This is a genomic window from Verrucosispora sp. SN26_14.1 (assembly GCF_004307965.1).
Classification (GTDB): domain Bacteria; phylum Actinomycetota; class Actinomycetes; order Mycobacteriales; family Micromonosporaceae; genus Micromonospora.
Map to the genome: position 1 here is coordinate 1 of NZ_SISL01000124.1, position 14116 is coordinate 14116.

11 protein-coding genes are annotated in these 14116 nt (G+C 71.3%); 5 read left to right on the forward strand and 6 right to left on the reverse strand.

Annotated elements, in window-relative coordinates:
• A partial coding sequence (locus EYA84_RS13715) for a discoidin domain-containing protein (protein WP_131053428.1) occupies positions 1-2125 on the forward strand: 2125 nt, incomplete at its 5' end.
• Between the two features lie 46 nt (positions 2126-2171).
• On the opposite strand, the gene EYA84_RS13720 is transcribed toward EYA84_RS13715, so the two are convergent.
• Entirely contained in the window at positions 2172-3011 is an 840-nt protein-coding gene (locus EYA84_RS13720) for a LysR family transcriptional regulator (RefSeq protein WP_201272383.1), read from the reverse strand.
• 101 nt (positions 3012-3112) lie between these two features.
• On the opposite strand from EYA84_RS13720, the gene EYA84_RS13725 reads away from it, so the two are divergent.
• Positions 3113-3847, forward strand: coding sequence for an SDR family oxidoreductase (locus EYA84_RS13725; RefSeq protein ID WP_131053430.1), 735 nt, complete (start codon positions 3113-3115; stop codon positions 3845-3847).
• Positions 3848-4000: 153 nt separating this feature from the next.
• On the opposite strand, the gene EYA84_RS13730 is transcribed toward EYA84_RS13725, so the two are convergent.
• Complete coding sequence (locus EYA84_RS13730; protein WP_131053431.1) at positions 4001-4648, reverse strand: TetR/AcrR family transcriptional regulator; 648 nt, start codon at positions 4646-4648, stop codon at positions 4001-4003.
• 126 nt (positions 4649-4774) lie between these two features.
• On the opposite strand from EYA84_RS13730, the gene EYA84_RS13735 reads away from it, so the two are divergent.
• Positions 4775-5554, forward strand: coding sequence for an SDR family NAD(P)-dependent oxidoreductase (locus EYA84_RS13735; protein ID WP_131053432.1), 780 nt, complete (start codon positions 4775-4777; stop codon positions 5552-5554).
• 12 nt (positions 5555-5566) lie between these two features.
• On the opposite strand, the gene metH is transcribed toward EYA84_RS13735, so the two are convergent.
• A complete protein-coding gene (gene metH / locus EYA84_RS13740; protein ID WP_176094324.1) occupies positions 5567-9082 on the reverse strand; it encodes a methionine synthase in 3516 nt (1171 codons plus the stop codon).
• A gap of 282 nt (positions 9083-9364) precedes the next feature.
• Between metH and EYA84_RS13745 the strand changes: the two genes are divergently transcribed.
• Positions 9365-10234 (forward strand): PAC2 family protein, encoded by an 870-nt coding sequence (locus tag EYA84_RS13745; RefSeq protein ID WP_117229830.1) that lies wholly within the window; start codon positions 9365-9367, stop codon positions 10232-10234.
• 150 nt (positions 10235-10384) lie between these two features.
• Positions 10385-11176: a GntR family transcriptional regulator gene (locus tag EYA84_RS13750; protein ID WP_131053433.1), complete on the forward strand. Its 792-nt coding sequence runs from the start codon at positions 10385-10387 to the stop codon at positions 11174-11176.
• A 165-nt stretch (positions 11177-11341) separates the two neighbouring features.
• Here the strand turns inward: EYA84_RS13750 and mshC are convergent, their stop codons facing one another.
• The 3 genes from mshC to EYA84_RS13765 form a co-directional block, all read right to left on the reverse strand.
• The gene (gene mshC, locus EYA84_RS13755; protein WP_131053434.1) at positions 11342-12574 is read right to left on the reverse strand and encodes a cysteine--1-D-myo-inosityl 2-amino-2-deoxy-alpha-D-glucopyranoside ligase; all 1233 of its coding nucleotides are present in this window, start codon (positions 12572-12574) and stop codon (positions 11342-11344) included.
• A 66-nt stretch (positions 12575-12640) separates the two neighbouring features.
• On the reverse strand, positions 12641-13459 hold the full coding sequence (locus EYA84_RS13760) for an SCO1664 family protein (protein ID WP_131053435.1): 819 nt from the start codon (positions 13457-13459) through the stop codon (positions 12641-12643).
• Positions 13456-14031 carry a DUF3090 domain-containing protein gene (locus EYA84_RS13765; protein ID WP_131053436.1) on the reverse strand — a complete coding sequence of 192 codons (576 nt, stop codon included), beginning with the start codon at positions 14029-14031 and terminating at the stop codon, positions 13456-13458. Before EYA84_RS13765 ends, EYA84_RS13760 begins: the two co-directional genes overlap by 4 nt.
• Positions 14032-14116 lie beyond the last annotated feature (85 nt).

Sequence of the window (14116 nt, forward strand, 5' to 3'; positions counted from 1 at the left end):
CGTCCCGACCGTCGGCGCGGCACCCGCCCAGGCCGCGCCCACCCTGCTGTCCCAGGGCCGCCCGGCCACCGCGTCCTCCACCGAGGGTGGCGCCTACCCCGCCTCGGCCGCCGTCGACGGCAACTCCGGCACCCGCTGGTCCAGCGCCTTCGGCGACCCGCAGTGGCTCCGCGTCGACCTGGGCGTCCGGGCCACCCTCACCCAGGTCACGTTGGCCTGGGAGGCCGCGCACGCCCGTGCCTTCCAGATCCAGGTCTCCGACGACGGCGCCGCCTGGACCACCGTGTACAGCACGGGTACCGCGACCGGCGGCACCCAGACCGTCGCCGTCAGCGGCGCCGGCCGCTACGTGCGGATGTACGGCACCCAGCGGGCCACCGGATACGGCTACTCGCTGTGGGAGTTCCAGGTCTGGGGCGAGACCGGCGGCGGCACCGGTGACCCGGTCGAGCCGACCGACCCGCGTAACCCGAACCTCGGCCCGAACACGTTCGTCTTCGACCCGTCCACCCCCACCGCGACCATCCAGAGCCGGCTGAACACGCTCTTCACCCAGCAGGAGACCAACCAGTTCGGGCCGCAGCGCTACGCCGTGCTGTTCAAGCCCGGCACCTACACCGCCGACGTCAACCTCGGCTTCTTCACCCAGGTCGCCGGACTCGGCATGTCACCCGACGACGTCAACCTCAACGGGCACGTGCGGGTCGAGGCGAACTGGTTCAACGGCAACGCCACCCAGAACTTCTGGCGGGCCGCCGAGAACCTGTCGGTGACGCTGCCCACCGGGGTGCAGGTGGAACGCTGGGCGGTGTCGCAGGCCGCACCGTACCGGCGGATGCACCTGCGCGGCGCGCAGAACCAGATCCAACTCTGGAACGGCCACGACGGCTGGTCCAGCGGCGGCCTGATGGCCGACACCCGCATCGACGGCCTGGTCGTCTCCGGCTCACAACAGCAGTGGTACTCCCGCAACAGCGAGTTCGGCAACGGCTGGACCGGCTCGGTGTGGAACATGGTCTTCCAGGGCGTGGCCGGCGCACCCGCACCGAGCTTCCCCAACCCGTCGCACACCGTCGTCCCCACCACCCCCGTGGTGCGGGAGAAGCCGTTCCTCTACGTCGACGGCACCGGCGAGTACCGCGTCTTCGTGCCCGCGCTGCGCACCAACTCCACCGGCACCACCTGGTACAACAAGATCCCCGCCGGCTCGTCGATCTCGCTGGCCGACTTCTTCGTCGTCCGGCCCGGCACCTCGGCGGCCACCATCAACGCCGCCCTCACCCAGGGCAAGAACCTGCTGTTCACCCCCGGCGTGCACCGGGTCACCGCACCGATCCAGGTCAACCGGGCCAACACGGTGGTCCTCGGCCTCGGCCTGGCCACCATCCAGACCGACAACGGCACCGTCGGCATGCGGGTCGCCGACGTGGACGGCGTCAAGGTCGCCGGCATCATGTTCGAGGCCGGCACCACCACCTCACCGGTCCTGATGGAGGTCGGCCCGTCCGGCTCGTCGGCCGACCACGCCGCCAACCCCACCTCGCTGCACGACGTCTTCTTCCGCATCGGCGGACCGGGCGTCGGCCGCGCCACCACCAGCCTCGTCGTCAACAGCGACGACGTGATCGGCGACCACATGTGGCTGTGGCGCGCCGACCACGGTGACGGCGTCGGCTGGACCGTCAACACCGCCGACACCGGGCTGGTCGTCAACGGCGACGACGTCACCATGTACGGCCTCTTCGTCGAGCACTACCAGAAGTACCAGACGATCTGGAACGGCGACCGCGGGCGCACGTACTTCTACCAGAACGAGCTGCCGTACGACCCGCCGAACCAGGCCGCCTGGATGAACGGGTCGACCCGGGGTTACGCCGCGTACAAGGTGGCCGACTCGGTGACCGGTCACCAGGCGTGGGGGCTGGGCAGCTACGCCTACTTCAACGTCGACCCGTCGGTGGTCGCCGAACGCTCCTTCGAGGTCCCGAACAACCCGAACGTGCGCTTCACCAACATGGTGACCGTGTCGCTCGGCGGCGTCGGCACCATCAACCGGATGATCAACAACACCGGGAACACGGTCAACAGCGCCAACCAGGTCGCGTACCTGACCACCTACCCGTAGGACCACCGTCGGGTGCCGGGCCGTGCGCCCGGCACCCGACGCCGGTCTAGAGCGCGGCCGCGGTGCGGACCAGCCCGGCCACCGACCGCGAGCGGCTGTGCGCGGGCCAGGCGAGCACGGTCGATACGTACGCGGCGTCGGTCAGCGGTACGGCGGTGTGCGCGCTCCACAGCCAGGACCGCGACGAGGCACAGAGGACCGCCATGGTGTGCCCGAGGGCGATCAACTGGGCCACCTGCGACTGGTCGTGGATCTCCGGCCCCGGGCCCGGTTCGTAGCTGCCGTCCGGACGCGGCCACCGGGCCACCGGCAGATCCGGCAGGTCACTGATCTCCGCCATGCTCAGCGAGGTACGCGCGGCGAGCGGATGCCCGGCCGGCAGGATCGCCACCTGCTGCTCGGTCAGCAGGTCCTCGGTGTCGAAGCCGGCCAGGTCGTCGAAGGGCCGCTGCATCAACGCCACGTCGGCGCGACCGTCCCGCAGCATCCGCGCCTGGTCCCCCATCCCGCACAACAGCACCTCGATCTCGGCCGCGCCGGGCTCCGCCGCGTACGCCGTGAGAAGTGTGCGCAGCATCTCGTGGTTGGTGCCGGCCTTGGTGGCCAGAGTCAGTCGGTCCGGGGCGGTCGCCGCCCGACGGGTCCGGCGGGCGGCCGCCGACGTGGCGTCGAGGATCGTGCGGGCCTCGTCCAGCAGCACCCGACCCGCGCCGGTGAGCGTGACGCCGCGCCGGTCACGGTCGAACAGTGTCACTCCGAGACGCCGTTCGAGCTGCCGGATCGCCCGCGACAGCGGCGGCTGGGCCATGCCGAGGCGCTCCGCCGCGCGGGTGAAGTGCAGCTCCTCCGCGACGGCCACGAAGTACCGCAACTCGCGGGTCTCCAGCGTGTCCACCTCCCGACGGTACTGCGCCGATACCGGTGAGGTATCAGCACGGACCGAAACGGTGTAAGGACACCGCTGCCTGCCGCGCCACCATCGGCGTCATGAACGACACGAAGACCGCGCTGATCACCGGCGCGAACAAGGGACTCGGCTACCAGATCGCGGCCGGCCTGGGCGTACGCGGCTACCGGATCGCGGTCGGCGCCCGCGACGAGGCCCGGGGCGAGGCGGCCGTGAAGACGCTGCACGCCGCCGGGGTGGACGCGTTCACCGTGCCCCTGGACGTCACCAGCGACCGCAGCGTCACCGAGGCCGCCCACCGTATCGATCGCCAGGGCGGACGCCTGGACGTCCTGGTCAACAACGCCGGCATCTCCGGACCGACCGGGCCGGGGTGGGCGCAGGACCCGACCACCCTCGACCTGGACGTCGTCCGCGCCGTCGTGGACACCAACGTCCACGGCGTCATCCGGGTGACCAATGCGATGCTGCCGCTGCTGCGCCGCTCCCCCGCCCCGCGCATCGTCAACGTCTCCAGCAGCGTCGGATCCCTCACCTGGCAGACCGATCCCACCGTCGAGGTCGGCCCGATCATGGCCGCCTACTCACCGACGAAGTCGTACCTCAACGCGGTGACCGTGCACTACGCCCGACAACTCGCCGGCACCGGCATCCTGGTCAACGCCGCCTGCCCCGGCCTGGTCGCCACCGACTTCACCGGCGGCCTCGGACGCCCGGCCGACGAGGCCGCCGCCACCCCGATCCGGCTCGCCACCCTGCCCGACAGCGGCCCCACCGGCACCTTCTCCAACGACGACGGCCCCATCCCCTGGTGATCTCCGGCCGCCCCCTCGACCGCTCTCCGGCCGCCGAGGGGGCGGCCCTCGGTCCCGGTCGTCCCGCGAGTGCTCTCGCGGCGGCGTGCGCCTGACGACCGCCGACCACCTGACCCCGGCGTGCAGGGCGATCTCCGGCTTCCGGCCCGGCTGCTACGGCACCGCAGTCTCGCGGTCCCGGTGACCGGCGCCATACCGGGCGACGATGGTGCGGACGGCTTCTTCCACCACCGCCGTCATGCGGGCCGGGGTCACCGTCCAGTCTGGAAGCAGAAGACGCGGCCAGAACAGGTAGTTGGAGATCATCCCGAGGAACTGCGTGGCGGCCATCTCCGGGTCGGCGATGTCCGCGGTCCCCGCGTCGCACTCCGCCAGGAGGTAGATCCGGACGGACTCGAAGTACGGCAGTTTGCCCTGCGAGAAGTGCGCCTTGGCCAACTCGGGAAAGCGTGGCAGTTCGGCGATGACGATGCGGAACAGATCGGTCATCTCCGGCTGGCTCACCAGCGTCGCGTAGCGCCGTCCGAGAGCCGTCAGCCCGGTCGTCAGGTCACCGGCGGGTGGCACGTCGGCGACGTCGCTCTCGGCCCACGAGTCGATGACGATGGCATCGAACAATGCCGCCTTCGTCGGAAACTGCTTGAACAGCGTCGCTTTCGAGACGCCGGCGCTGTCGGCGACACGCGCCAGGGACGCCCGGTCGTAGCCCAACTCAAGGAAGAGCTCGGTGGCGGCCTGCACGATGAGCGCGCGCTTCTCCTCCGCCACGCGCTGGTGATAGGCCGACGGCGCTGGAGTCATGCGACCATCATAGCGAGGTGAGTGGGTTGACTCACCACCCGACAGGGCGTAACTTCGGGGTAGTGAGTCGCTCGACTCACCACCCGGTCTCGGGTAGTCGTCTCTCGTCCGTACTCGGAGGATCCGATGTCCCTCTTCGCTGATCAGACCGTTCTCGTGACCGGCGGCACCGGCGGGCAGGGGGCCAGCCACGTGCGGGCCCTGCACGCCGAAGGCGCCAACGTCGTCATCGGTGCCAGGAACGCCGAGCGTGGGGCTGACCTCGCCGCCGAGTTGGGCGACAGGGCGCGTTCCGTCCGCCTCGACGTGTCCCAGGAGGAGTCGTGGGCCGCTGCCGTCACGGAAAGCGAGAACGCCTTCGGCGCACTCACGATCCTGGTCAACAACGCCGGGGTACAGAACCCGCCGGCCCTCATCGAGTCCACCGACGTGGCTACCTGGGCTCGCATCCTCGACGTCAACCTCACCGGCACCTTCCTCGGCATCAAGGCAGCCGCCCCGGCGCTACGGCGCGCGGGGGGAGGATCGATCATCAACATCGCCTCCACCATGGGCCTCACCGGCACTGCCTTCTATGCGCCCTACGCCGCCAGCAAGTGGGCGATTCGAGGGCTCACTCAGACCGCCGCCATCGAGTTGGGCCGCGACAACATCCGCGTCAACACCATCCACCCCGGGGTGATCGCCACCCCGTTCATCACCGAGCCGGCGGCCGGCGCCGACGCCCCGATCGCCGACTTCTACTCGCCCGAGCCGTTCGCCGTCCCGCGACTCGGGCAGCCCGCCGACATCACCGCGCTGCTGTTGTTCCTCACCTCGCCGCACGCGACCTTCATCACCGGCGCCGAGTACGTCATAGACGGGGGACTACTCCTCGGCCCCGCACTGCAGAAGGAAGCCGCGTGACCGGCGGCAGCGTCACTTGGCGTTGAAGTAGCTGGCCTCCGGGTGGTGCACCACGATGGCGTCGGTGGCCTGCTCCGGCATGAGCTGGAACTCCTCGGACAACTCCACGCCGATCCGCTCCGCGCCGAGCAGCTCCACGATCTTCGCCCGGTCCTCGAGGTCGGGGCAGGCCGGATAGCCGAACGCGTACCGGCAGCCCCGGTAGTCGGTGCGGAGCAGACCGGCGAGGTCCGTGGGGTCGTCGGCGGCGAGGGTACGGCCGTCGGGCAGGGTCAGCTCGGCCCGGACCCGCTGGTGCCAGTACTCGGCCAGCGCCTCGGTGAGCTGCACGGACAGCCCGTGCACCTCCAGGTAGTCGCGATACTCGTTGCGGGCGAAGAGCTTGGCCGCGTACTCGCTGACCGGATGACCGACGGTGACCAGTTGCAGGGCGACCACGTCCAGGTCGTCGCCGCGCGGACGGAAGAAGTCGGCCAGACAGAGCCGCCGTTCCTGGCGCTGCCGGGGGAAGGTGAACCTGGCCCGCTCGGCGTGGCCGTTCTCGTCCAGCACCACCAGGTCGTTGCCCTCGGAGTACGCCGGGAAGTAGCCGTACACCACGGCCGCCTCCAGCACCTTGTCGGCGATCAGGCGGTCCAGCCAGTAGCGCAGCCGGGGCCGGCCCTCGGTCTCCACCAGTTCCTCGTAGGACGGACCCTTGCCGCCGCGTGCGCCGCGCAGGCCCCACTGGCCCATGAAGGTGGCCCGCTCGTCCAGCAGCGCCGCGTAGTCGGCCAGCGGCACGCCCTTGACGACCCGCGTGCCGAAGAACGGTGCGCTCGGCACCGGCACGTCGGCGGCCACGTCGGAGCGGACCGAGGTGTCGCTCAGCTCCGGAAGCGACTCGGAGACGACGGCGCGCTGCCGTTCCCGACGGGCCCGGCGGGCCGCGAGGGCCGCCTCCCGCTCGGCGTCGACCACGGGAGCGCCGCCGCGCTTGGCGGTCATCACCCGGTCCATCAGAGAGAGTCCCTCGAAGGCGTCGCGGGCGTAGTGCACCTGTCCGGGGAACATCGACCGCAGGTCGTCCTCGACGTACGCCCGGGTCAGTGCCGCACCGCCGAGCAGGACCGGCCAGCGCTCCGCGACCCCGCGCGTGGCCATCTCGACCAGGTTCTCCTTCATGATGACCGTGCTCTTGACCAGCAGGCCCGACATGCCGATGGCGTCGGCGCGGTGCTGCTCGGCCGCGTCGAGGATGGCGGAGATCGGCTGCTTGATGCCGATGTTCACCACCTCGTAGCCGTTGTTGGAGAGGATGATGTCGACCAGGTTCTTGCCGATGTCGTGCACGTCGCCCTTGACGGTGGCGAGCACGATGCGGCCCTTGCCACCGTCGTCGTTCTTCTCCATGTGCGGTTCGAGGTACGCCACCGCGGTCTTCATCACCTCGGCGGACTGGAGCACGAACGGCAGCTGCATCTGGCCGGAGCCGAACAGCTCACCGACGACCTTCATGCCGTCCAGCAGGATGTCGTTGATGATGAGCAGCGGCGCGGTGCCAGCGGCCATCGCCGCGTCCAGGTCGGCCTCCAGGCCGTTGCGCTCGCCGTCGATGATCCGCCGCTTGAGCCGCTCGTTGAGCGGCAGCGCGGCCAACTCCTCGGCCCGGGTGGCGCGCGCCGACGCGGCGTCCACGCCCTCGAAGACCTCGATGAACCGCTGCACCGGGTCGTAGCCCTCGCGACGGCGGTCGTAGACCAGGTCGAGGGCGATCTCGCGCTGCTCGTCGGGAATCTTGGACATCGGCAGGATCTTGCTGGCGTGCACGATCGCCGAGGTGAGGCCGGCCTGCACGCACTCGTGCAGGAAGACCGAGTTGAGCACCTGCCGGGCCGCCGGGTTGAGCCCGAACGAGACGTTCGAGATGCCCAGCGTGAAGTTCACGCCCGGCCAGCGGCGGGCGATCTCCCGAATCGCCTCGATGGTCTCGATGCCGTCGCGGCGGGTCTCCTCCTGACCGGTGGCGATCGGGAAGGTCAGCGCGTCGATCAGGATGTCGGCCCGGCGCAGTCCCCACCGGCCGGTCAGGTCCTCGATCAACCGCTCGGCGACGCGTACCTTCCACTCCGCCGTGCGGGCCTGGCCCTCCTCGTCGATGAGCAGCGCGACCACGGCGGCGCCGTGCTCGGCGACCACCGGCATGATCCGCGCGTAGCGGGAGTCCGGGCCGTCGCCGTCCTCGAAGTTGACCGAGTTGACCACGCACCGGCCGCCGAGCGTCTCCAGCCCGGCCTCGATCACCGCCGGCTCGGTGGAGTCCAGCATGATCGGCAGCGTGGAGGCGGTGGCGAAGCGTCCGGCCAGCTCCCGCATGTCGGTGGTGCCGTCGCGGCCGACGTAGTCGATGCAGAGGTCCAGCAGGTGCGAGCCGTCCCGGGCCTGAGCACGGGCGATCTCCACGCAGGACTGCCAGTCGGCGGCGAGCATCGCGTCCCGGAACGCCTTGGAACCGTTGGCGTTGGTCCGCTCCCCCACCATCAGCACGCTGGCGTCCTGCGCGAACGGCACATGGTGGTAGATCGAGGAGACACCGGCGTCGGCCCGCGGCTCGCGGGCCACCGGCCGCAGCTCGCGCATCCGCTCGGAGAGGACCCGGATGTGCTCCGGCGTGGTGCCGCAACAGCCACCGACCAGCGCGACGCCGTACTCGACGACGAACCGCTCCAGGGCGTCGGCCATGTCCTCCGGGCCGAGCGGGAAGTACGCGCCGTCGGCGGTGAGCACCGGCAGGCCGGCGTTGGGCATCACCGACACCGGGATGCGGGAGTGCTGGGCCAGGTAGCGCAGGTGCTCGCCCATCTCGGCCGGGCCGGTCGAGCAGTTCAGCCCGATCAGGTCCACGCCGAGCGGCTCGATCGCGGTCAGCGCCGCGCCGATCTCGCTGCCCAGCAGCATGGTGCCGGTGGTCTCGACCGCGACGTGACAGATGATCGGCACCTGGACGCCCGCCTCGGCCATGGCCCGCTTCGACCCGGTCACCGCTGCCTTGACCTGGAGCAGGTCCTGGCAGGTCTCGATGATCAGCGCGTCCGCGCCACCGGCGATCAGACCACCGGCGTTCTGCTGGTACGCGTCGCGCAGCGTGGCGTACGCGGCATGCCCGAGCGTGGGCAGCTTGGTCCCGGGGCCGATCGAGCCGAGCACCCAGCGCGGCCGTTCCGGCGTCGAGTACGCGTCGGCGGCCTCCCGGGCCAGCCGCGCCCCCACCTCGGACAGCTCCCAGATCCGCTCGGGGATGTCGTACTCCGCGAGGTTCGGCAGGTTGGCACCGAAGGTGTTCGTCTCCACACAGTCCGCGCCCGCGGCCAGGTACGCCTCGTGCACCCCGCGCACCACGTCCGGACGGGTGACGTTGAGAATTTCGTTGCACCCCTCCAGACCGTCGAAGTCGTCGAGGCTCAGGTCCGCGGCCTGCAGCATCGTGCCCATCGCCCCGTCGGTGACGAGGATCCGGTCTGTCAGCGCATCGAGCAACGAAGTCCGCACGCTCTCAGGTTAGTGCGACCCGGGTGCCGCGCATCCCCACGTACGGCTCGTTCCCACAATGTGTCGCCGGGATCACCTGCCCGAATTCGACCACTATGCGAGCTACCGGTGGCCGATCCGGTCGCCACCGACGGTGGTGGCCAGCGCCGGATCCGGCGCGGCCGACGGGCCGGGTACGGGCGCGGCACGTAGGCTGACTGATGTGAGGGACATCAGCGACACCACCACGCACGGCGGGCGGCCGACCGGGGCCGTCGGCGACGAGCAGGGTGAGGTGACGGCGTGACCGAGTTCGACGGGTTGCCGGTGCTGCGATCCCCGGTGGCCATCGCCGCCTTCGAGGGGTGGAACGACGCCGCCGACGCCTCGACCGCCGCCGTGGAACATCTGGAACAGGTGTGGGAGGCGCGGCCGATCACCGAACTGGACCCGGAGGACTTCTACGACTTCCAGGTCAGCCGGCCCACCATCACGATGGCCGAGGGCGCCACCCGACGGGTGGAGTGGCCGACCACGCGGTTCACGGTGGCCAGCCCGTCCGGCACCGAACGCGACGTGGTGCTGATCCGGGGCATCGAGCCGAGCATGCGCTGGCGCACCTTCTGCGAGCAGGTGCTGGAGATCTGCCACAGCCTGGAGGTCGAACGGGTGGTCCTGCTCGGCGCGCTGCTGGCCGACGTGCCGTACACCCGGCCACTGCCGATCAGCGGCAGCGCCTCCGACGCCGACGCCGCCCGCCGCTACCAGCTCACCCCCACCCGGTACGACGGACCGACCGGCATCGTCGGCGTGCTCCACGACGCCTGCACCCGCGCGGAGGTGGACGCGGTCTCGTTCTGGGTGCACGTGCCGCACTACGCCAACAACCCGCCCTGCCCCAAGGCCACGCTCGCCCTGCTGCACCGGGTCGAGGAGGTCCTCGACCTGCCGGTGCCGATGGCCGACCTGGCCGAGGAGGCCGCCGAGTGGGAGCAGCGCGTGCGCAGCGCCGCCGAGCAGGACGCCGAACTCGGCGAGTACGTCCGTGAGCTGGAGGAACGCGTCGGCGACGCGGGCATCACCCCGTTGACCGGGGACGAGATCGCGCAGGAGTTCGAGAAGTACCTGCGCCGCCGGGGCGGGTCCGCCGGCCCGACCGCCGGATCCTGGTAGCCCTTCCCCGTTTCTTCGCGACGCCCCGGACACGGTCCACGTGTCCGGGGCGTTCCTGTCTCGCTGGGCGTGTCCGTCGGGTGCTCGTTTCAGGGTGGCGCGGCACGCACCGCGTAGGGCATCCTAGGAACCTAGCTGAGGAGGTCGGGGATGCAGATCAACCCGGGTGCCGCGGAGTTCCCGCACCGGCAGATCGCCGCGCAGCTCAAGACGCAGATCCGCCGGGGCGACTGGGGTCCGGGTGAGCGTCTGCCGTCGATCCCGGCGATCGCCGAGATGTTCGGCGTGGCCAAGCAGACCGTGCAACGCGCCGTCGACCAGCTCCGCGTCGAAGGCATCCTGATCACCAAGCCCGGCTCCGGCACGTACGTACGCGGCACCCGACGGCGACTCAACCGGCTCTCCCGAGGCCGCTACGGCGGCTTCCGGGGCTACCACACCGACCTGGCCGCCCGGTACCGGCAGCAACTCGTCGCCGTCGGCCGCTCCCCCGCACCGCCCGAGGTCGCCGACGCGTTCGGCGTACCCGACGGCACCGAACTGCTCTGCCGCCGCCACCTGGTCCGCACCGAGGACTCACCGGTCGAGGTGGGCGCCTCCTGGTTCCTGCCCACCGACACCGCCGGCACCACACTGGAACGCGCCGAGGCCTTCGGCCGCCCGCTCTACCAGGAGGCCGAGGAGGCCACCGGACGCCGGTACGCGACCGCCACCGACACGATCACCGCACGCCAGCCCAGCCGCGAGGAGGCGGAGACCCTCCAGATCCGGCCGGACACCCCGGTGCTGCACCTGCTGCACGTGGCGTACGACGAGCGGCGCAAACCGATCGAGGTCGCCCAGGCCACCTGGCCCGGCCCGGTCACCACGCTGACCGAGGAGTACCCGATCCCCGCCCCCACCAGCACCCCCGACCCCGACCCCGGCCTGGTCCTCGGCTGACCCCGCTCCCCGGTCCGCGCTCCGGGCCACGCGTCACTGGCGGGGCCCACGTGTCGCCGATCATGGACTTACGGCAGGGTCATATCGGCTCATAAACCAGCGAAACGACTGCCACCACTCCATGATCGACGCAGGCGCAGGCGCAGGCACAGCGCGGCGTGGGGGTCAGAGGCGGATGCCGAGGAGGGCGTCCAGGGTGGTGGCGAAGAGGGCCGGAGCGGACGGATCCTCGACGTCACCGGCCAGCGTGCGGTCGGCCCACTCGTCGGCCAGCCGTACGGCACCCGGGGAGTCGAGGTCGTCGGTGAGGCGGTCGCGTACGCCCGAGAGGAAGGTCTCGCCGGACGGCCCGGCTGGCGCGACGGCGGCCCGGCGCCAGCGGGCCAGGCGCTCCTCTGCGGTGGTCAGCAGGTCGTCGGTCCAGGAGCGGTCGGCGCGGTAGTGGCCGGTGAGCAGGGCCAGCCGGACGGCCATCGGGTCGATCCGGTCGGCGCGCAGCCGGGAGACGAAGACGAGGTTGCCGCGGGACTTGGACATCTTCTCGCCGTCCAGGCCGATCATGCCGGCGTGCACGTAGTGCTCGGCGAAGGGCAGCGTGCCGGTCAGCCGTTCGGCGTGCGCGGCGGAGCACTCGTGGTGCGGGAAGACCAGGTCGTTGCCGCCGCCCTGGACACCGATGGTGGCGCCGAGCAGGTTCAGCGCGATGACGGTGCACTCGATGTGCCAGCCGGGGCGGCCGGGGCCGAGGTCGCCGCCCGGCCAGGAGGGTTCGCCCTCGCGGGCGCCGCGCCACAGCAACGGGTCCAGCGGGTCGCGCTTGCCGGCCCGGTCCGGGTCGCCGCCGCGCTCGGGGAAGATCTCCAGCATCTCGTCCCGGGACAGGTTCGACTCGTAGCCGAAGCGCGGTGCGGTGGAGACGTCGAAGTAGACGTCGCCGGTGCCGTCCTCGATGCGGTACGCGGCGCCGTCCTTGAGCAGCAGCAACACCTTCTCGGCGATGTCCGGGATCGACTCCACGGCGCCGACGTAGTGTGCCGGCGGGATGATCCGCAGCGCCTCCATGTCCTCCCGGAACAGCGCTGTCTCCCGCATCGCCAGGACCTTCCAGTCCTCGCCGTCGCGTTCGGCGCGCTCCAGCAGGGGGTCGTCGATGTCGGTGACGTTCTGCACGTACCGCACCTCGTGGCCCGCGTCGCGCCACATCCGCTGCACCAGATCAAAGGTGATCATGGTGGCGGCGTGTCCCAGGTGGGTGGCGTCGTACGGGGTGATACCGCAGACGTACATGGAGGTCGGTCCCTCGGTCGGGTGCACACCCTGCCGCGCCGAGTCGTACAACCTCAGCGGCCCACCCCTGCCCGGCAGCCGCGGCACCTCGTGCCCCACCCAAGACTCCATGACCGCCAGCCTAGCCAGCCGACCGTAGGCGTCACGCCGGGCTCTCCAGTGATCAAGCCGACATGGTCACACCGGCGGCCACGGCACGGCCGGCCAGTCGTGGGACGGCTGCGGGAAACGGCACTCCTCGCGGAGCCGACCGATCCGAGCGGCCAGTTCGGTGATCTCACCGATGGTGAGGTGGTCGGCGAGGTCGTCGCCGAGCGGACCGGCGACCTGGACGGCGAGCCGGTCCAACGTCTCGACGGCGTCGGGCGGCAACTGTCGGCCGGCCCAACCCCACAGCACCGTCCGCAGCTTCTCCTCCACGTGGAAGCTGACGCCGTGGTCGACGCCGTACAGCCGGTCGTCCGGACCGACCAGCACATGGCCGCCCTTGCGGTCGGCATTGTTGATCACCGCGTCGAGCACCGCGAGTCGGGCCAGTCGCGGGTCGTCGGCGTGGGCCAGCGCGTACGCCGTGCCGTCGTCGTCGCGGGCCGCCGCCACCGGGAACCAGCGGGGCGGTACGGCGTCGGCCGGCACGAACCCGACGAGCGGCTCGGCGTCGTCCGGCTCGTCGATCCACAGTTGGCAGGAGCCCGGGCCGAACGGGCCGTCCCGCAGCACCGTGGGCGGCACCAGGTCCCAGCCGCTGGCGGCGGAGACCAGGTAGGCAGCCACCTCCCGGCCGGCCAGCGTGCCGTCCGGGAAGTCCCACAGCGGGCGCTCACCGCGTACCGGCTTGTAGACGCAGCGGGCGGTCTCGCCGCCCAGGGTGAGGACACCCCGCAGGGTGGTGTTGGAGGCGTCGACCAGCCGGCCCTCGATGCTCAGGTCACCGTCGCGCAGCAGCCGCAACGCCGCGCCACCGTCCTGCCGAGGTGCCAGGCCGGACGAGGTCACCGGTGGTAGCCGTTGTTCCGGGGGCAGAGGTGGCCGGCCGGGTCGAGCGGCTGGCCGCACAGCGGACACGGGGGACGGCCGGCGTTGACCACCCGCCGCGCCCGCTCGATGAACTCGCGGGTCGCCTCCGGCGTCAGCCGGACCCGGAGCCGGTCGAGGTCCTCGTCCGGCTCGACGTCGTCGGCCTCGTCCTCCTCCGACTCCCCCAGCTCCAACTCGCTCTCCGCCTCGCCGACGGCGATCGCCTCGATGACCACGGTCGCGGTGTCCGCGTCGAAGGCCAACCCCAGGGTGCCGACCCGGAACTCCTCGTCGACCGGCGTCTCCAACGGCTCGTTGTCGCCCAGTGCGGCGGGAGCCTCGGGCAGGTCGACGCCGAAGCGGCGCTGCGCCTCGGTGAGCAGTTCCTCCAGCTTCTCGGCGAGCAACGAGACCTGGACCTTCTCCAGCGCGACGCTGACCACCCGGCCGCCGCCACGGGCCTGGAGGAAGAACGTACGCTCCCCCGGCGGCCCGACGGTCCCGGCGACGAACCGCTCAGGCGGCTCGAAGGCGTGCACCTGGTGCGTCATACCCACGACCCTATCCGGCGGCCCGACACGCCGCGCACCCCACCAAGCCGCGTCACCGGGCACCACCCGCGCCACCGCCGACGGC